Source organism: Actinomadura xylanilytica, from assembly GCF_030283145.1.
Classification (GTDB): Bacteria; Actinomycetota; Actinomycetes; order Streptosporangiales; family Streptosporangiaceae; genus Spirillospora; species Spirillospora xylanilytica.
Genome location: NZ_JASNWE010000001.1, coordinates 2,030,276 through 2,047,309 on the forward strand (window position 1 = coordinate 2,030,276; position 17,034 = coordinate 2,047,309).

The following is a 17,034-nucleotide window of genomic DNA, read 5'->3' on the forward strand; positions in this document are numbered from 1 at the left end:
GACCGGCGGGGCGGGGGTGCCCGCGCAGGACGGCGGAACCGTCGAGGTCGGTGAAGGGGAAGCCGGCGTGACCGGCGGCGCTCAGGAGGACAAGGTCCCGGAGATCGCCGCCGGCTGACCGGTGCCGTCGCCGGACGCTCCCGGCGACGGCACCGCGACCGGTACTACCAGGCGTGCAGCCGGCGAAGCCGGAACACCAGTTCCAGGTCGTCGGCCCGCTGGGCGTGCGGCGCGTCGACGTGCACGGTCCACGGGGCCGAGTACGCCTTGACGTTGTTGCTCTCGCAGCCGGGGCAGGGGTGATCGCTCCAGGGGTTCATGCACCGGTGGCCGTCATGCTCGTACACGATGCCCTCTTCGTGATGCCCCCCGCCGATGTGCTGGACCTCGAACTCCTCGTTCCAGGTCGTGAAGCAGCACAGGCACTCGTAAACCCAGCTCTCGTGGCTCGACCATGCATCGCGCACGGCTACCACCTCCTCGGTGACCGCCACTCTTCGCGCTCGGAGCTCCATAGTCGCCCCATACGCGCTACTACGGGGGGTTGTTCCCGTAAAGATTGAGTTGGGTGAGGTGACTATCTCCGCGCGGTGACGACGGCGTCGTACACGACCCGTTTCGGCAGCCCGTTCGCCTTGGCGACCTCGCCGATGGCCTGCTTGCGGGGCGTCCCGGCGTCCTCCCTCGCGGCGACGGCGGCGACCAGGTCGGCAGGTTCGGACAGGCCCTCCGGCTCGGGGGCGCCGCCGACCACGAGCGTGATCTCCCCGCGCACGCCGTCCGCGGCCCAGCCGGCCAGCTCACCGAGGGGGCCGCGGACGACCTCCTCGTAGGTCTTAGTCAGCTCGCGGCAGACCGCGGCGGGCCGGGCCGCGCCGAACGCCTCGGCCATCGCGCCGAGGGTGGCGGCCAGCCGGTGCGGCGCCTCGAAGAACACCATCGTGCGCGGCTCGGCGGCCAGCGCGTCCAGCCGCCGGGACCGCTCGCCGGGCTTGCGCGGCGGGAACCCCTCGAAGCAGAACCGGTCGGTCGGCAGCCCCGAGACCACCAGCGCCGTCGTCACCGCGGACGGGCCGGGCAGCACGGTGACCGGCACGCCCTCGGCGACGGCCGCGCGGACCAGCCGGTAGCCCGGGTCCGACACCCCGGGGAGCCCGGCGTCGGTGATCACCAGCACGTCCCGTCCGGCCAGCAGGTCGGCGAGCAGCTCGGCGGCGCGGGCCCGCTCGTTCTGGTCGAAGTAGGACACCACCCGGCCGCGCACCTGCACGCCCAGGTCGGCGGCCAGCCGGCGGAGCCGCCGGGTGTCCTCCGCCGCGACGATCGGCGCGGCGGCCAGCGCCGCGCGCAGCCGCGCCGAGGCGTCCTCGGGCCGGCCGATCGGCGCCGCGCCGAGCAGCAGCGTCCCGGGGGCCTCGCCGGACGGGGCCTCGCGGGCCGCTCCGTGGTGAGTCGCTCCGTGGTGGGCCGGTCCGTGGTCGGTTCTGTCGTCCGCTCCGTCGGTCGTCACCCGGCCATTCTCCCGCCACGGCGCGGTGGCGGGACCGCGGGACGCCCGAGCCGTACCGGAACCGACCGTACGATGACGTAATGGCGATGACGGATAACGCCCCGGCGACGGTCCCGGCGGAACGCATGGAGCGCACCCCGCTGCGCGTGTGGCTCGCCCCGCCGATCCCGGGCGGTGCCGCGTGGGGCTGGCTCGGGCCGCTGCTGGTGACCGTGTTCGCCGGGTTCCTGCGGTTCTACCGGCTGGGCGACCCGAAGGCGGTGGTCTTCGACGAGACCTACTACGCCAAGGACGCGCTGGCGCTGCTGAAGTTCGGCTGGGAGCACAACACCGTCAAGGACGCCGACAAGCTGCTCATCGCCGATCCGGACGCGCGGATCTGGGCGGACGGGGCCTCGTTCATCGCGCATCCCCCGATGGGCAAATGGATGATCGCCATCGGCGAGTGGATGTTCGGCGCGACACCGTTCGGGTGGCGGTTCGTGCCGGCGCTGGTCGGCACCCTGTCGGTGCTGATCCTGGCCCGGGTGGCACGCCGGATGACCGGTTCGACACTGCTGGGCTGCGCCGCGGGCCTGCTGCTCGCGCTGGACGGGCTCCAGTTCGTCACCAGCCGCGCCGCGCTGCTCGACATCTTCGTGATGTTCTGGATCCTGGCGGGGTTCGCCTGCCTGGTGAACGACCGGGACCGCTCCAGGCGGCAGCTCGCCGACAAGATCGAGAACGGCGCCCGCAGGTACGGTCTGTACGGTCCGTACGTCCTGCACGGCTGGCGGATCGCGGCGGGCGTCTGCCTCGGCCTCGCCTGCGCGACCAAGTGGACCGGCGTCTTCTACATCGCCGCGTTCGGCCTCATGGTGGTGTGCTGGGACTTCGGCGCCCGCCGGGCCGCCGGGGTCCGCAACCCGCTCGCCGGGGCGCTGACACTGGACGCCGTGCCCGCCTTCTTCCAGCTCGTCGTGGTCGCCGCGATCGCCTACCTGGCGTCCTGGTGGGGCTGGATCTTCCGGCCGGGCGGCTGGGGGCGCGGCGAGGTCTCGTCCAACCCGCTGTGGCGGCCGTTCGAGGCGATGCCGAAGCTGTGGCACTACCACTCCGAGATCCTCAACTTCCACACCGGGCTCGACTCCAAGCACCCCTACCAGTCGTGGCCCTGGGACTGGCCGATCCTGCGCCGGCCGGTGGCGTTCTTCTACAACGAGCCCAAGGGCGCCTGCGACGCCGCGCGATGCTCCCGCGAGATCCTCGGCATCGGCACGCCCGCGCTGTGGTGGGGGGCGCTGATCGCGCTCGTCGCGCTCGTGTTCATCTGGGCGATGGTCCGCGACTGGCGGGCCGGCGCGATCCTGCTGGGCTTCCTGGCCGGATGGCTGACCTGGTTCCCGTCCGCGTTCGCCGACCGCACCATGTTCCTCTTCTACGCCACCCCGATGATCCCGTTCATGGTGCTGGCGATCGTGCTCGTGTTCGGCTACCTGATCGGCCCCGCCCCCAACACCGCGGGCGCCCATGCCCCGTCCGCCGCGGGCGCGCACGCGGCCGGCGTGCCCGCGGCGGACCATGGGGCGGTGGGGTACGGCCCGGTGGGTTATGGAGCGGGCGACGGCGCGTTGATGGGGCTGTCGCCCGAGGACGACGACCCGGCCTCCGAGGCTCTGGTGGGGGCCACGGCCTGGCAGCCGCCGGCACCGGGCCCGCCGCCGCCCGCACTGCCCGCGGGCATGCGGCGGGTCGTCGGCGCGGCGGCGGTCGGCGCGTTCATGCTCCTGGTGCTGGCCAACTTCGCCTACTTCTACCCGATCCTGTCCGCCCAGGTGCTGCCGTACGACTCCTGGCACGCCCGGATCTGGCTCAGGACCTGGGTCTGACCCGCACCGCCCGGCCGGGGGCTACTTCTTCAGCATCGACCGCATCGTGGCGATCTCGGTCCGCTGCGTCGTGACGATGGCCTGCGCCAGCGTCTTGGCGGGGCCGTTGGCGCCCTTCGAGAGCTCGTCCCCGGCCATGGTGACCGCGCCCTCGTGATGCTCGATCATCATGGTGAGGAACCGCTCGTCCAGCGCGGCGCCCTTGAGCCCGGAGAACTTCTTCATCTGGGCGTCCGACATCATCCCCGGCATCCCGGCGCCGTGGTCCATGCCGGGCATCTGCCCGCCGGCCGCGGGCCGCTCGCCCGCGCCCCACTGCTTCAGCCAGCCGGTCATGGTCTGGATCTCGGGGGCCTGCGCCCGCTCGATCCGCGCGGCCAGCCGCTTGACCTCGGCGTCGCCGGAGCCGGCGGCGACCACCTTGGACATCTGCACCGCCTGCCGGTGGTGCGGGATCATCATCTGGGCGAACATGACGTCCTGGTCGTTGTGGTCGCCCTTGGCGGCGGTGCCGGCGGACATGCCGCCCATGTCGTGGCCGGGCATGTCGTGGCCCGCAGGCTTGCCGCCCGCCTCGCCGTCGCCGCCACCGCACGCGGCGGCACCGATCAGGACCGTTGCGGCGAGCACCAGAAATCGCTTCTTCACGTCGTCTCTCCTCCTGCTGTGACCTTCGGGCATGCGGACGGGACCGGCGCGCGTCAAACGGACGGCGCACCGGCTCACCGGCCTGTCACAGCCGCAGCACGGAGAGCTGGTAGACGCTGGGCGGTCTGGCCCGGGGCGGGCGCCCGCGTCGCCACCGCAGCACGGACGCGGCGCCGGGACGGGCGGGGATGAGGTCGAGGTCGAGGGCGCGTCCCGCCAGGGCCGCCAGGACGAGGGCGGCGGCGGTCAGCAGCGCGAAGCAGATGGCCCCGGCGATGCAGCCGTTCATGTCCATGCCGAGGCCCATGGGGGCGGCGCCCGCGATGTCCGCGTGGGCGCCCGGGACCGCGCCCAGGACCGCCGCCGGATTCGCGTCCGGGGCCGCGTCCATGCTCATGGCGGGTGAGCCCTGGTGGGCGGTGTGCGCCATCGGCTGGACGAGGACGGGCTCGGACACGTGGAGCGGCGAGGGGGTGGCGGTGACGCCGTGCATCATGAACAGGCCCGCGAGGAGGAGGCCGAGGCCGAGCAGCATCGGCCACGCGCCGCGTGATACCCCCCGCCCGTTCATCCTCCCAACTCTAGCGCCCGATCTCCCGGGAGTGGGCCGTCCTGGGCGCCGGTTCCGTCCGACGGGCGGGACTCGCCGGACGGGCGGAGGGCGCGCATGCCGAGGAGGCAGACGGCCAGGGCCAGGACGCCGCCGGCCGCGGCCCCGGTGAACGCGCCCGGCACCCCGGCCAGGCTCTGGCCGAGGCCGGAGACGGCCGAGCCGAGCGAGCTGCCCGCGCCGACCGCCGCGACCACCCAGGCGAACGCCTCGGTCACGGTGCCCTGCGGGGCGAGCCGGTCGACCAGCGAGAAGCAGCAGGCCAGCACGGGCGCGAGCATGATGCCGCTGAGGAAGGCCAGCACCAGCATGACGGTCAGGCCGGGCGCCCAGATGAGCGGCAGGTAGCCGGCCGCGAGGGCGGCGAGGAGCCAGGGCAGGCGGTGGTGCGGCCCGCCGGGCCAGGAGCGGGCGCCGTAGACCAGGCCGCCGAGCAGCGCCCCGGCCGACATCGAGGCCAGCAGCAGCCCGGACGCCAGGTCGTCGTCCAGGCGTTCGGCGTAGGCGACCACGGCCACCGCGTACACGCCGAGGGCGATCCCGGTGCCCGCGAGCGCGACGAGCAGCACCCGCAGGCCGGACGAGCGCAGCGGGCCCGCCCAGCCGGCGGTCCGGGGCGCGCCGCGCCAGGTGCGGGACGGCCGGGAGAGGGCGACGACGAGCGTCCCGGCGATGCCGAGCGCGCCGGTGAGCAGGAGCGCGGCCTCGGTGGACAGCGCCGCGGCGGCGACGACGAGCAGCGGCCCGACGGTGAAGAGGATCTCCTGGGCCGCCGCGTCCAGCGCGTAGGCGGCCTGGACCTGGGACGGGCCGGACAGCACCATCGGCCACAGCGCCCGCAGGCCCGCCTCCAGGGGCGGGGTGGCGAACCCGGCGAGGACGACCGCGCCGATCGCGACCGGCAGCGGGCTCGCGCCGGCCCAGGCGAGCAGCGCGAATCCGGCGGCGGACGCGCAGGCGGCCGGGAGCAGCACGCGGGACTGGCCGAGCCGGTCCATCGCGCGGCCGAGGACGGGCTGGCCCGCCGCCATGGACAGGCCGAAGACCGCCGCGAGCGTCCCCGCGAGCGGGTAGCCGCCGCCTCCGGCCCGGACGTGCAGGACGACCGCGAGCATCCCCATCCCGTTGGGAAGCCGGCCGAGCAGGGTTCCGGCGAGGAGCCGTCCGGCGTAACGCGCGCGCAGGAAGTCGGCATAGGCGCGCATTTCAGGCTCCCTGAGACGTCGAAGGCCAGTCATACGTACCACTGGATGAGTCATACGTACCACCTCACCCCCCGGCGGCTCTACCCTGTTTCCGACCCGAAGGCTCGCAGGGAGGCACCCGTGCCGGCGACCAGCCGTCCGACCAGCAGGGACGTGGCACAGGCGGCCGGGGTTTCGCAGTCGACCGTTTCGCTCGTCATGGGCGGCAAGTGGACCGGCCGGGTGTCCCCGGCCACCGCGCGCAGCGTGCGGCGGGCCGCCGCGGAGCTCGGCTACCGGCCCAACCTCGCCGCCCGCAACCTGCGCCTCGGCACCACCCGCACGGTGCTGCTGATGGTCCCGACGCTGACCGCGCCGTTCTTCGGCCCGGTCTACACGGGCGCCGCGCGGGTCGCGGTCCAGCACGGGTTCGGCGTCGTGGTGTACCCGTGGCCCGACGACGCGCGTCCGGCCGACAGCCCGTTCGCGGTGCCGCACGAGGCGATCGACGGGATCCTCGCCTCGTCGATGGCCGTCGCCGCGCTCGACCGGTTCCACGGCACGCCCGCGGTGATGCTCGACAGCGATCCGGAGGGCGCCGCGCCGACCGTCGACTTCGACGTCGCCGGCGGGATGCGGGCGGTCGCCGCGCACCTCGCCGGGCTCGGGCACCGCCGGATCGGCCATGTCGCCGCCGCGGTCGACCAGTGGACGTTCCGGGCCCGGGGCGACGCGCTCGCCGCCGCCGTCGCCGCGCTGCCCGGCGGCGTCCTCACCCGGGCGACCGCGGCGATCGAGGTCGGCTCCGCCAAGGCCGCCGCCGGGCGCCTGCTCGACCGTCCGGCCGCGCCGACCGCGCTGGTCTGCGACGACGACCTGATCGCCGCCGGGGCCTACAAGGCGGCGCTGGCGCGCGGGCTGACGGTGCCGTCCGACCTGTCGGTCACCGGGTTCGACGACGTGCTGCTGGCGACCGCGCTCGAACCGGAGCTGAGCACGGTCCGGCTCCCGGCCGAGGAGCTCGGCGTCCAGGGGATGACCGCCCTCATCGAGCTGCTCGGCGGCGGACGTCCGGCCGCCCGCTCGCTCCCCGCCCGCCTGGTCGTGCGCGGCTCGACCGCGCCGCCCCCCGCCGCGTAGGCCGCGCCGCCCCCACCGCGTAGGCCGCGCCGCATCCGGCCGGGCGGGCCGCGTCGCGTGGGCCGCGCCGGGCAGGTCCGCGCCGAGCGGGTATAAGAGGCCCCATGGCACACGCCCCCACCGAGACCGACCCCGATTCCCACCCCGACAACCGCATCGGCACCCGGCCGCCACGGACCCGGGCCTGGCGGGACGGCCGGGTGGAGGCCGAGGGGTTCGACGTCGCGGACGTGAGCGACCACCTCCAGCGCGAGCGGGTCACCGTGTGGCTGGACCTGTGCGGGCCCGGCCAGCACGATCTGCGGGTGATCGGCGACGAGCTGGGGCTCGACCCGGTCGCGGTGGAGGACGCGGTGTCCTCGCACGAGCGGGCCAAGCTCGACCGCTACAGCGGCTACCTCTTCCTCAACGTCTACGTCCCGGTGGTGATCAACGGCGCGCTGACGATGCACGAGGTCTCGGCGTTCGTCACCGAGCGCGCGCTGGTCACCGTCCGGCAGGACGCGGGCTTCGACGTCGACGCGCTGCTGGAGCGCTGGGACGACATCCCGGCGATCGCGCGCGCCGACGGCACCGGGCCGCTGACGCCGCTGCTGCTGTACGGGCTGCTCGACCTGGTCGTCGACCGGCAGCTCGACGCGGTGCAGGGGCTCGACGACGAGGCCGACGAACTGGAGGAGCTGGTCTTCGACGACCGGTTCCCGGTCCGCGAGATCCAGCGGCGCAGCTTCCGGCTGCGCAAGAACCTGGTCATGCTGCGGCGGGTGGGACTGCCGATGCGGGAGATCCTCAACACGCTGCTCCGCCGCGACCTGGAGTTCGTCTCCAAGGAGCTGACGCCCTACTTCCAGGACGTGTACGACCACGCGCTGCACGTCGGCGAGTGGACCGAGGGCCTGCGCGATCTGGTCGGCAACCTGCTCGACACGCGGATCGCCCTCCAGGGCAACCGGCTGAACGAGGTGATGAAGAAGGTCACGAGCTGGGCCGCCATCATCGCGGTGCCGACCGCCGTCACGGGGTTCTACGGGCAGAACGTCCCGTATCCGGGGTTCAGCCAGGGCTGGGGCTTCTACCTCAGCACGGTCATCATGATCCTTTGCAGCATCGGACTGTACCTCGTCTTCAAAATCCGCGACTGGCTTTGATCGGGGGCGGCGGACTCGTACCCAGCGTCGATATTGATTTGGATATGAAAAGGCATCCAATATCAATATTGGACATCACTCGCGCGGCTCTGCTCTGCTGTTCCGCATGCGCCTAACCAACCCTTCGAGATTCCGGACGATGCTGGGCTCGACCACGCTGGCGGTCGCCACGGCCATCGGCCTCGCCGGATGCGGCACCACCTCCGCTCCGGCCGTCCCGCAGAGCGCCAAGTCCCAGATCACGGTCGACACGTCCCGTCCCGGCGAGGCGCGGGCCGCGCAGGCCACCGTGGAACGCCGGCTCCGCGAACTGGAGAAGTCGTACCAGGGGCGCATCGGCGCGTTCGCCGTCGACACCGGAACCGGCCGCGTCGTCTCCCATCGGGCGGACGAACGGTTCCCGATGCTGTCCACGTTCAAGACGATGGCGGCGTCCGCGGTCCTGCGGAAGGCCCGCGAATCCGACCCCGGCCTGATCAACCGGGTCGTCTACTGGAAGGATTCGGAGGTCGTCGACAATTCCCCGGTGACCAAGGACCACGTGAAGAGCGGCCTCACCATCGCGCAGCTCTGCGAGGCCGCCATCACCCAGAGCGACAACACCGCGGGCAACATGCTGCTGAAGCAGATCGGCGGACCGGCCGGGCTGACCCGGTTCCTCCGCTCGATCAAGGACCCGGTGTCCCGGCTGGACCGCTGGGAGACCGATCTCAACATCTGGAAGCCCGGCCAGCGGGGCGACACCACCACGCCCGGCGCGATGGGGCGGAACCTGCGCGGGACCACCGTGGGGGGCACCCTCACCGCGCCCGACCAGGCCCGGCTGAACGGCTGGCTGCGGGGCAACCTCACCGGCGACGAGCGGATCCGCGCCGGGGTGCCCAAGGGCTGGGTCGTCGGCGACAAGACCGGCACCGCCGGCAACTACGGCGCGGCGAACGACATCGCCGTGGCGTGGCCGCCGTCCGGCGCCCCCGTGATCATCTCCATCTACACCAACCGCGACGCCGCGGCCGGCACGACCGACAACACGGTCATCTCCCGGACCGCGTCCATCCTGGTGTCCGGCCTGGGCAAGACCCGCTGACCGGTCAAGACGCCCCCGGCGGGGCGGGCGCGATCGCGCCCGCCCCGCCTGAACGTGCCCCGCTCCGGCGGTCGACACGGTGGTCATCGACACGGTGGTCATCGACACGGTGGCGCGCGGGCGGCGACGGGCGGGTGATCGCGGTCGTGGTGAGCGTGCAGCTCGCCGCGTCGCTCGGCTACTACGCGGTGATGACGCACGTCGTGGCGCACCTGCGGGACGACGTCGGCCTGCTCGCCGGCACGATCGGGCTGATCCTCGGCGTGCGGATCGCGGTGCAGTACGCGCTGTTCCTGCCGGTCGGCGCGCTCACCGACCTGATCGGCGCCCCCCGCGTCGGGGTGCTCGCCTGCGTGCTGCGGACGGCCGGGTTCGCGCTGCTCGGGACGGCGGGCGGACCGGCCGGGCTGCTCGGCGCCGCGGTCCTGCTGGGGACGGGCGGCGCGCTGTTCCACCCCGCCGCGCAGTCGCTGCTGGCGGGCACCGCCCCGGCCCGCCGCGACCGCGGCTTCGCCGTCTACGTGATCACCGGCCAGATCGCGGCGGTGGCCGGTCCCCCGGTGGGGCTCGCGCTGCTCGCGGCGGGCGGCGACGGCGGCGGCGGGTTCGGGCTGGTGACGGCGGGCGCGGCGGGCACCTGGTCGATCGCGGCGCTGCTGTTCGTCCTGCTGCACCTGGGCGGGGCCACCGCCGCGAGGCCGCCGCGGAACGGCGCGGCGGCCGGGGCGCGCGAGCTCGCCCGGAACGTCGCGGGAGTGCTCCGCGACAGGACGTTCTTCAGGTTCGTGGTGGTGGCCGCACCCACCACGCTGCTCACCGAGCAGACCATGACGGTCGTCCCGCTGAAGGACGTCGGCGCGGGCCTCACCACGGCGTTCCTGTGCCTGTCGGCGGCGGTCGCGGCCTCGATCCAGCCGTGGTGCGCCGCGCGGGGCCGCGCCGGACGGCCCCGCGTGCTGCGGGCCGGGCTGCTGTGCTCGACGGCGGTGTACGTGCTGCTCGCGCTGCTGCCCGGGGCCGGTCCGCCGCTGGCCGCGGGCCTGCTGGCCGCCGCGGTCCTCAACGGGCTGGCGACCGGGGTGTTCCAGCCCTCGGTCTTCCAGTCGATCACCCGGCACGCCCCGGCGGCGCGGATCGGCGCCTACCTCGGGGTCTACTCCTGGTGCTCCGGACTGGTCGTGTTCTCGGGCGGGCTGGGCGTCGGGCACCTCTTCGACGCCGGCCCCGCGGGCGCCGCGACCGCGCTGGCGGCCCTCGCCGCGGTCGCGCTGGCCGCCGCCGTCCGCTGCGGGACGGGACGCGGTCATGCAGATCCGATATCGTCCGCCGGACGATATGAGCCTTGATATCATCCCTGGTCGTGAACCTGGTGGGGCATCTGACCTCCTTCGTCGCCGTCGCCGAGGAGCTGCACTTCGGCCGCGCGGCGGAGCGGCTCGGCATGGCCCAGCCGCCGCTGAGCCAGCGGATCCAGCGGCTGGAGAAGGAGCTCGGGGTCCGGCTGTTCGACCGGTCGCACCGCAGGGTGGAGCTCACCGCGACCGGGCGGCTGCTGCTCGACGAGGCGCGTGACATCCTGCCCCGGGTGGACCGGATCTACTCCCTCGCCGAACGGGCGCGGCTCGGCGAGGCCGGGACCGTCCGCGCGGGCCTGCCCGCCGACCTCGGCGGCACGGTGGTCGCCGCGCTGATCGCCGCGTTCCGCGAGCGACGTCCCGACCTGCGGCTCGACCTGCGCGAGACCGACACCGCCGAGCAGGTCCGCGCGCTCGCCGACGGCGCGCTCGACGTGGGCGTCGTCCGGCACCCGTTCGACACCCGCGACCTGGAGCTCGGTCCGATACTCGGCCAGCCGGTCGGCGTCCTGCTCCCCGCCGGACCGCACCGCGACGACGGCGGACGGGACGCGCCGGGCGGACGGGGCGCGCTCGCCGACGCGCCCGAGGTGCACCTCGCCGACCTGGCGGGCCGCGACCTCGTCGCGTTCCCCCGGGACGAGGCACCCGGCCTGTACGACGAGCTGCTCGCGGCCTGCCGCCGGCACGGCTACGACCCGCCCGCCGTGCACGAGGCGCGGCATCCGCAGTTCGCCCTCGGCCTCGTCCTGGCCGGCACCGCCGTGGCGCTCGCCCCCCGCACCGCCGACACCGCCGGGGTCGCGTGGCGGCCGTTGCTCGGCGACCCGCTCACCTGGCGGGTGTCGTGCACGTGGCGTCCGGGCGACGACCCCGCACGCGCGCGGGCGGTGGCCGAGTTCACCGCCGTCGCCACCGAGGTGCTGCGCGGCGAGGCCGGCATGACGCCCCTCGGCGCAGCGCCGTCCCGCCGCGTCGTCCCCCGTCCGGCCTCGGGGTTCCTGGCGTGAACGGCCTGGACGCCGGGCGCGCCGGACTACGCGGCGAGAGGCGGGACGTGGACGCCGCGGCACGGATCGAGGCGGCGTTCCGCGACGCCGGGGTCACCGGCCGCCTGCACGCGGCCGACATCGACACCGGACGGGAGGTCGGCGTCCGGGGCGGCGAGCCGATGGTGCTCGCGTCGGTGTTCAAGGTGCCGCTGCTGGTCGCCTTCTACCGGAGCGCCGCCGCGGGCCTGCTCGACCCGACCGAGCCGGTCACGCTGCGTCCGGGCGAGCGCAGCATGGGCCCGACCGGCGTCTCGGCGATGCTGGACGAGGTGCGGATGTCGCTGCGCGACCTGGCCTGCCTCATGATCACGGTGAGCGACAACGCCGCCGCGGACGCGCTGCTCGACCGGGTCGGGATCGAGGAGGTCAACGCGACCTCGGCACGCCTCGGCCTGCCCGGTCTCCGGGTCGAGACCAACGGGCGCGACCTGCACGCCGGGCTCCTCGCCGACAGCGGCGCCGGCAGCCTGGGCGAGCTGTGGGGGCGGCTGGACGAACCCGGGATGCTCGGCCGGCTCAGCGCGCTCGATCCCGCCCGCACCAGCCGCGGCACCCCGGCCGAGATGACCCGGCTGCTCGGCCTGATCTGGCGGGACGAGGCGGCGCCCGGCGGCGAGTGCGCGGCGATGCGCCGCCTGTTCGGCCTCCAGGTCTGGCCGCACCGGCTGTCCTCCGGCTTCCCCTACGACGACGTGCTGGTCAGCGGCAAGACCGGCACCCTGCTCACGATCCGCAACGAGGTGGGCGTGGTCGAGTATCCCGACGGCGGCCGGTACGCGGTCGCGGTCTCGACCCGCTCGCTGCTGCCGATCGCGGTGCTCCCGCAGGCCGACGCGGTGATCGGCACCGCGGCCCGGATCGCGGTCGAGAGCCTCCGCCGCCGCCCGTCCGGCTCGTGATCCGGGCACGCGGGCGAGCCGTGTAGGGTTCTGCCGCTCTTCTCCCCTTATGCACGTTCTATCCGGAGGTATGCCCGCGTGACCGGCCAGAGTCCCCCGCCGCCGCCCGACCCGAACTCCCCGCCCCAACAGGGACCCGCGTTCCCGCCCCCGGGCGCGTATGGACCGCCCCCCGGGCCCCCGGGACCGTCCGGGCCGGTTGGACCGTCCGGGCCGCTCGGGCCGCCGGGGCCGCTCGGGCCGCCGGGACCGGTGGGGCCGGTTGGGCCGCCGCCCGCGCCGCTTCGGCGTGGGCGGTTGATCGGGTTGATCGTGGCGGGGGTCGTCGTCCTCGGGCTGGTGTTCACCGCCGCGACGGTCGTCGGCAAGCAGCGCAGGGACGCGGCCGGTCCCACCGGGCCCGTGAAGGCCGAACACTGCGTGAACCTTCGCACCGAGTCCGCTCCGTCGTCGTCCACCAAGACCATCCGGCAGGCACGCCGCGTCTCCTGCACGGCCAAGGACGCCAAGGCCAAGGTCGTGAAGGTCGTGAAGGCCGGAGAGCGGTCCGCCTTCGTCCTGCCCATGGGGCAGTCGGAGCCCGACTGCCCGGACGGCGCGGACGCCGTCATGAACGTGACGCTGAACGACAAGGACAAGCGCTATTGGGAGACCTGCACGCGCAACCTCGCGGGTCCGCACCCGGGCGACCCCGGCGCGGGCGGCGGGATGCTGGGTGCGGGCGACTGCGTCGGCGACCTCCAGATCATGGGGTCGGAGGAGCCGTGCACGGGCACCGGCTGGTACGGCAAGGTCGTCGCGCGCGTCCCCGCGGAACGCGACTGCCCCGCGTCCCGGACGCTGGAGACCGCGCGGCTGTCCAGGTTCGGCGGCAGCACGGTGCCGCGTCCGGTGGTGTGCATCGGCGCGGGCGGGAAGGTGCTGTCATCCGGCGACTGCATCGGCGACATCTCGTTCATGGTGAACGGGCCCCAGAAGCAGGCGTGCTCGTCGCAGAGCGCGATCGCCAAGATCACCGCACGGGTCGACACCCGGAAGGAGTGCCCGAGCGGGTCGGACAAGTTCCTGGAGGCCGAGAACGCCTACCGCCCCGTCCTGTGCCTCCACCAGATCCGCCCCACCTTCGACGAGAAGATCAAGTCACTGGGCGGAGGCTGACGGAGGCTCGCGGGGCCGGCCGGGGCCGGCGGTCACCGGGCGCGGTCCAGGGCCTCGGCGGCGATGCCGAGGGCCGCGACGCGGGTCGTGTGCGCGAACCGCTGCGGGGCCAGCACGCTCGCCGCGGCGATGTGCCGGTCGTACCGGAGCGTGATCGTCGCGGCGCCGACCTCGTTCAGGATCGCGGCGGCCCGGCCGGCGTCGAGCGACTCGCCCGAGTGCGGTCCCTTGGCGGTGAACACCACGACCGTCCGGGCCAGGAGGTGGCCGAACCCGTTGCCGGCGAGCAGGTCCAGCGCCCGCCCGGCGCTGCGCGCGCCGTCCGGCGTCGCGGGTGTGACCAGCACCTGGGCGTGCGCGCCGCCCAGGACCGCCTGGATGAGCTCGCCTTCGACGCCGGGACCGCAGTCGATGAGCGTCACGCCGAAGAACCGCGTCAGCGGAACGGCGGTCGCCCCGTAGGCGGCGGCGTCCAGCCTGCTGTCGCCGATGCCCGCCCGGTGCCCCGACAGCGCCCACAGCCGCTCGCCACCGCGCAGCAGGTACGGCTCGACGCCCGCGAAGGTCCGCGCCGCCTCCGCCTCGTCCGGCAGCTCGGCGAGGGACCGGCGGGCCCGGATGCCGAGGCGCGGCACCAGCGTGCCGAGATCGGGGTCGATGTCGAGGGCCAGCACCCGGTCCCGCCGGTGGTGCGCGAAGACGGTGGCGAGCAGCGCGGTGACGGTGCTCTTCCCGGCGCCGCCGCGGATGCCGGTCACCGCGATGCGGCGGCCCGTGGTGATCGGGCGCTGGATCCGCGCGGCCGACTCGGTGATCTCCCGGACGTCCTCGGCGGGCCGGAACGCCTGCGCCGCCCCGCGCCCGACACGCCGCCACCCCGGGTCGCCGTGGGTGGTGTCGCCGCGCTCGGACAACCCACTCCCCTTCAGAACGTGTCGAGTAGGCGCGAGAAGACGCCGAAGGTGCCGATGGCGACCGGGAGGAGCGCCACCACCGCCACGGCCTCGATCCGGCTGGTGATGCGGCGCAGCCGCGCCCGCAGATGCTCGGGGGGCTCGGCGGTGAGCACCACGATCGGGATCACCAGGGGCGCGAGCAGCATACCCAGCGCCGGGATCAAGGACCAGGACGGTCCGTCCGCCCACCGGTAGGCGAGCGTCCCCCACACCGTCAGGGCCGCCGCGAGCAGGACGGCCTTCTGCGGCATCAGCGGGAACAGCCGGGCCCGGCTCGCCACCACGACGGCGAGGAGCACCACCAGCGCGCCGGTCCACCCGTCCGGGCCGGACCCGTGGTCGCCGGACGCGGCGGGCCACCCGGCGACCACGACGGCCACCGCGACCGCCGCCGTCGCGATCACCAGGCTGCGGTGCGCCCCGGTGAGCGCGGACAGCACGTCGCCGCGCGGCACCCGCGCGCCGCCGCTGCGCCGGTCGTCCAGCGAGGTCAGGCCGGAGAGGGCCAGCGCGACCCGCGGCATCACGTTGAGCAGGACCACGCACAGGACCGCGAGCACCGCGCCCGTCCGCGCGCCGTCCAGCCCGAAGCCGGCGCAGGCCGTCCAGACGAGGCCGAGCAGGACGGTCTGCACCCCGCCGATCAGCCCGCCGCGGCCGAGCGACGAGGTCGAGCCGAGCCCCGTGACCAGCAGCCCGGTGAGGAGGGCCAGCGCCCCCCAGCGGCCCCAGCCGGCCCAGTGGTGCAGGTCGGCGGCGGACCAAACGGCGACCCCGCCGAGGGCGCCGCCAGCGAGGGTCAGCGCGGTGCCGAGCGACTCCCGCCACAGCGAGCCGGCGGCCAGCCCGCCCACGAGCAGGAGCACGGCGGCGGCGGACGCGGCGGCCAGCCCCGCGGTGCCGCCGAGGGCGTCCTTCAGCACCAGCCCGAAGGCCAGCGCCAGCCCGACCGTCGCGACGCCCGCGGCCCACTCGGCGGCGCGCGGCGACCACCGCCACAGATGGTCGGCGATCGCGCCGTCGACCGCCTCCGGGACCTCGTGCACGACCGGCGCGGGCAGCGGCTCGTCCGCCCGGACCATCCGCAGGACGGCCCCGTCGTGGATGCCCCGTCCGGCGAGGGTGGCGTCGCCGTGCAGCACCTCGCCCGTGGTGGTGACCAGGTGCCGTAGCCGCGCCGGATGCTGGACGGGGTCGCCCAGCAGCTCCAGCACGTCCGGCATGAGGGCGCCGATCGGCTCCCCCGCCGGGAGCACCGCGTCGACCCTGCGCTGCTCTCCGACCAGGGTGACCCTGCTCCACATGGTTCTCAGCACCCTTCGGTCTCTGTCGGGATCGGCCCGCGCCGGCTCGGGGTCCGGGGGCCGTCGTCGTACCCGCCGCGGCGGCTCACTTGGGGACGGCCGAGACCCGGGCCCGTTCCAGATAGCCGGCGCGGAGCAGCCAGCGGACCGTCGGGATCGCGGGCGGCCTGGAGAACAGCCCCGCGTTCAGCGTCAGCCTCGTCCCGCCGCCCGGGACCAGCGCGGTCGGACCGGACAGGGACGCCGCGACCTGGAACGGCTTGGCCACCCGGTAGCGCCGGTAGCCGGACGGCGTCTTCGGGTCGACGGTGGCGCGCGCCGACGGGGGCAGCCCGCGCTGCCCGAACGGCATCCCGTAGGGGAACAGCACCGACCCGCTCTCCTGTCCGAACTGGTCCACCTCCTGCCCTTGGGGCAGGAGGTAGGTCGCCGAGCCGCCGCCCGCGGCGGTGATCTTCGCACGGACGTCGGCGGCGAGGGCCGCGCCGCGCTGGAGCGCCTGCGGTTCCTGATCCGGCGGCGACGGCGGCGGCGGGGACTCCTTGACCACCAGCTCCCCGTACAGCCACCGGCTCGCCTCGTCCTCGGTGGCGAACTCGGCGCCGATGCGGCCCTGCTCGTACTCGACGACCCCGCCGGAGAACCCGTTCGCGCCCCGGGCGAGCACGTAGTAGCTCGACGTCTTGCCGGCCGGGGGACGCGGCTGCCCGGGGAGCACGAACAGGCCGGGTGGGACCTCCTCCTCCTCGAGCGCGGCGCGCAGCATCGGGAAGGTGACCCGCGCGCCGACCCAGCCCGCCGGGATGGGAGCCGCCCCAACGTCGGGGGCTGGGGCCTGCGCCTGCTGGGCCCGCTGCTGCTCCTTCTTCTGCGTCGCGAGATGGGACCGGAGGAAGGACCACCCCACCGTCCCCGCGCACAGCACCGCCGCCACGCACAGCCCGGCCATGACCTTCATCAGGCTCTCGTCGAACGTCCGGCGGGCCCGCTGGGGGCCGAAGAGCACCGCGTCGCGGAGGCGCCGGCGGCGCACCGCCACCGATTCCAGGAGCTGGGTGTCGTAGTCGCGTGCCAACGGCACCTCCTCTCCGGCTCAGGGGCCGCATGCCGTCCGT

The 17,034-nt window shown here is 74.7% G+C and carries 16 protein-coding genes; 8 read left to right on the forward strand and 8 right to left on the reverse strand.

Annotation, left to right across the window (positions count from 1 at the left end; all coding sequences use genetic code 11):
* Positions 1 to 164: 164 nt before the first annotated feature.
* Both QP090_RS09410 and rsmI read right to left on the reverse strand, forming a co-directional pair.
* The gene (locus QP090_RS09410) at positions 165 to 467 is read right to left on the reverse strand and encodes a hypothetical protein (protein ID WP_285938172.1); all 303 of its coding nucleotides are present in this window, start codon (positions 465 to 467) and stop codon (positions 165 to 167) included.
* 110 nt (positions 468 to 577) lie between these two features.
* Entirely contained in the window at positions 578 to 1,399 is an 822-nt protein-coding gene (rsmI, locus tag QP090_RS09415) for a 16S rRNA (cytidine(1402)-2'-O)-methyltransferase (RefSeq protein ID WP_285938622.1), read from the reverse strand.
* 191 nt (positions 1,400 to 1,590) lie between these two features.
* Between rsmI and QP090_RS09420 the strand changes: the two genes are divergently transcribed.
* Complete coding sequence (locus tag QP090_RS09420) at positions 1,591 to 3,378, forward strand: dolichyl-phosphate-mannose--protein mannosyltransferase (protein WP_285938173.1); 1,788 nt, start codon at positions 1,591 to 1,593, stop codon at positions 3,376 to 3,378.
* 21 nt (positions 3,379 to 3,399) lie between these two features.
* On the opposite strand, the gene QP090_RS09425 is transcribed toward QP090_RS09420, so the two are convergent.
* The 3 genes from QP090_RS09425 to QP090_RS09435 all read right to left on the reverse strand — a co-directional run bounded on the left by QP090_RS09425 (position 3,400) and on the right by QP090_RS09435 (position 5,841).
* Positions 3,400 to 4,026 carry a DUF305 domain-containing protein gene (locus tag QP090_RS09425; RefSeq protein ID WP_285938175.1) on the reverse strand — a complete coding sequence of 209 codons (627 nt, stop codon included), beginning with the start codon at positions 4,024 to 4,026 and terminating at the stop codon, positions 3,400 to 3,402.
* Positions 4,027 to 4,111: 85 nt separating this feature from the next.
* Complete coding sequence (locus QP090_RS09430) at positions 4,112 to 4,597, reverse strand: hypothetical protein (protein WP_285938176.1); 486 nt, start codon at positions 4,595 to 4,597, stop codon at positions 4,112 to 4,114.
* Entirely contained in the window at positions 4,594 to 5,841 is a 1,248-nt protein-coding gene (locus QP090_RS09435) for an MFS transporter (protein WP_285938177.1), read from the reverse strand. The genes QP090_RS09430 and QP090_RS09435 overlap by 4 nt, the downstream gene beginning before the upstream one ends.
* A gap of 120 nt (positions 5,842 to 5,961) precedes the next feature.
* Between QP090_RS09435 and QP090_RS09440 the strand changes: the two genes are divergently transcribed.
* The 7 genes from QP090_RS09440 to QP090_RS09470 all read left to right on the forward strand — a co-directional run bounded on the left by QP090_RS09440 (position 5,962) and on the right by QP090_RS09470 (position 13,659).
* Entirely contained in the window at positions 5,962 to 6,960 is a 999-nt protein-coding gene (locus tag QP090_RS09440; RefSeq protein WP_285938178.1) for a LacI family DNA-binding transcriptional regulator, read from the forward strand.
* Between the two features lie 104 nt (positions 6,961 to 7,064).
* Entirely contained in the window at positions 7,065 to 8,108 is a 1,044-nt protein-coding gene (locus tag QP090_RS09445; protein WP_285938179.1) for a magnesium transporter CorA family protein, read from the forward strand.
* A 139-nt stretch (positions 8,109 to 8,247) separates the two neighbouring features.
* On the forward strand, positions 8,248 to 9,195 hold the full coding sequence (bla, locus tag QP090_RS09450) for a class A beta-lactamase (protein WP_285938181.1): 948 nt from the start codon (positions 8,248 to 8,250) through the stop codon (positions 9,193 to 9,195).
* Positions 9,196 to 9,329: 134 nt separating this feature from the next.
* Positions 9,330 to 10,541, forward strand: coding sequence for an MFS transporter (locus QP090_RS09455; protein ID WP_285938183.1), 1,212 nt, complete (start codon positions 9,330 to 9,332; stop codon positions 10,539 to 10,541).
* 14 nt (positions 10,542 to 10,555) lie between these two features.
* Entirely contained in the window at positions 10,556 to 11,560 is a 1,005-nt protein-coding gene (locus QP090_RS09460; RefSeq protein ID WP_285938184.1) for a LysR family transcriptional regulator, read from the forward strand.
* Positions 11,557 to 12,501 (forward strand): serine hydrolase, encoded by a 945-nt coding sequence (locus tag QP090_RS09465; protein WP_285938185.1) that lies wholly within the window; start codon positions 11,557 to 11,559, stop codon positions 12,499 to 12,501. The genes QP090_RS09460 and QP090_RS09465 overlap by 4 nt, the downstream gene beginning before the upstream one ends.
* A 297-nt stretch (positions 12,502 to 12,798) precedes the next feature.
* Positions 12,799 to 13,659, forward strand: a complete 861-nt coding sequence (locus QP090_RS09470; protein ID WP_285938186.1) for a hypothetical protein — start codon at positions 12,799 to 12,801, stop codon at positions 13,657 to 13,659.
* Positions 13,660 to 13,691: 32 nt separating this feature from the next.
* Here the strand turns inward: QP090_RS09470 and QP090_RS09475 are convergent, their stop codons facing one another.
* The 3 genes from QP090_RS09475 to QP090_RS09485 form a co-directional block, all read right to left on the reverse strand.
* The gene (locus QP090_RS09475; RefSeq protein ID WP_285938187.1) at positions 13,692 to 14,573 is read right to left on the reverse strand and encodes a MinD/ParA family ATP-binding protein; all 882 of its coding nucleotides are present in this window, start codon (positions 14,571 to 14,573) and stop codon (positions 13,692 to 13,694) included.
* Positions 14,574 to 14,584: 11 nt separating this feature from the next.
* Entirely contained in the window at positions 14,585 to 15,931 is a 1,347-nt protein-coding gene (eccD, locus tag QP090_RS09480; protein WP_329519521.1) for a type VII secretion integral membrane protein EccD, read from the reverse strand.
* 73 nt (positions 15,932 to 16,004) lie between these two features.
* Positions 16,005 to 16,994: a TNT domain-containing protein gene (locus QP090_RS09485; RefSeq protein ID WP_285938188.1), complete on the reverse strand. Its 990-nt coding sequence runs from the start codon at positions 16,992 to 16,994 to the stop codon at positions 16,005 to 16,007.
* Between the last annotated feature and the right edge of the window lie 40 nt (positions 16,995 to 17,034).

What these genes read in the sequence shown, in the direction of transcription:
- QP090_RS09420 (WP_285938173.1), top strand. Translation starts at nt 1,591, where the DNA reads ATGGCGATGACGGATAACGCCCCGGCGACGGTCCCGGCGGAACGCATG.
- QP090_RS09430 (WP_285938176.1), bottom strand. Translation starts at nt 4,597, where the DNA reads ATGAACGGGCGGGGGGTATCACGCGGCGCGTGGCCGATGCTGCTCGGC.
- QP090_RS09435 (WP_285938177.1), bottom strand. Translation starts at nt 5,841, where the DNA reads ATGCGCGCCTATGCCGACTTCCTGCGCGCGCGTTACGCCGGACGGCTC.
- QP090_RS09445 (WP_285938179.1), top strand. Translation starts at nt 7,065, where the DNA reads ATGGCACACGCCCCCACCGAGACCGACCCCGATTCCCACCCCGACAAC.
- bla (WP_285938181.1), top strand. Translation starts at nt 8,248, where the DNA reads ATGCTGGGCTCGACCACGCTGGCGGTCGCCACGGCCATCGGCCTCGCC.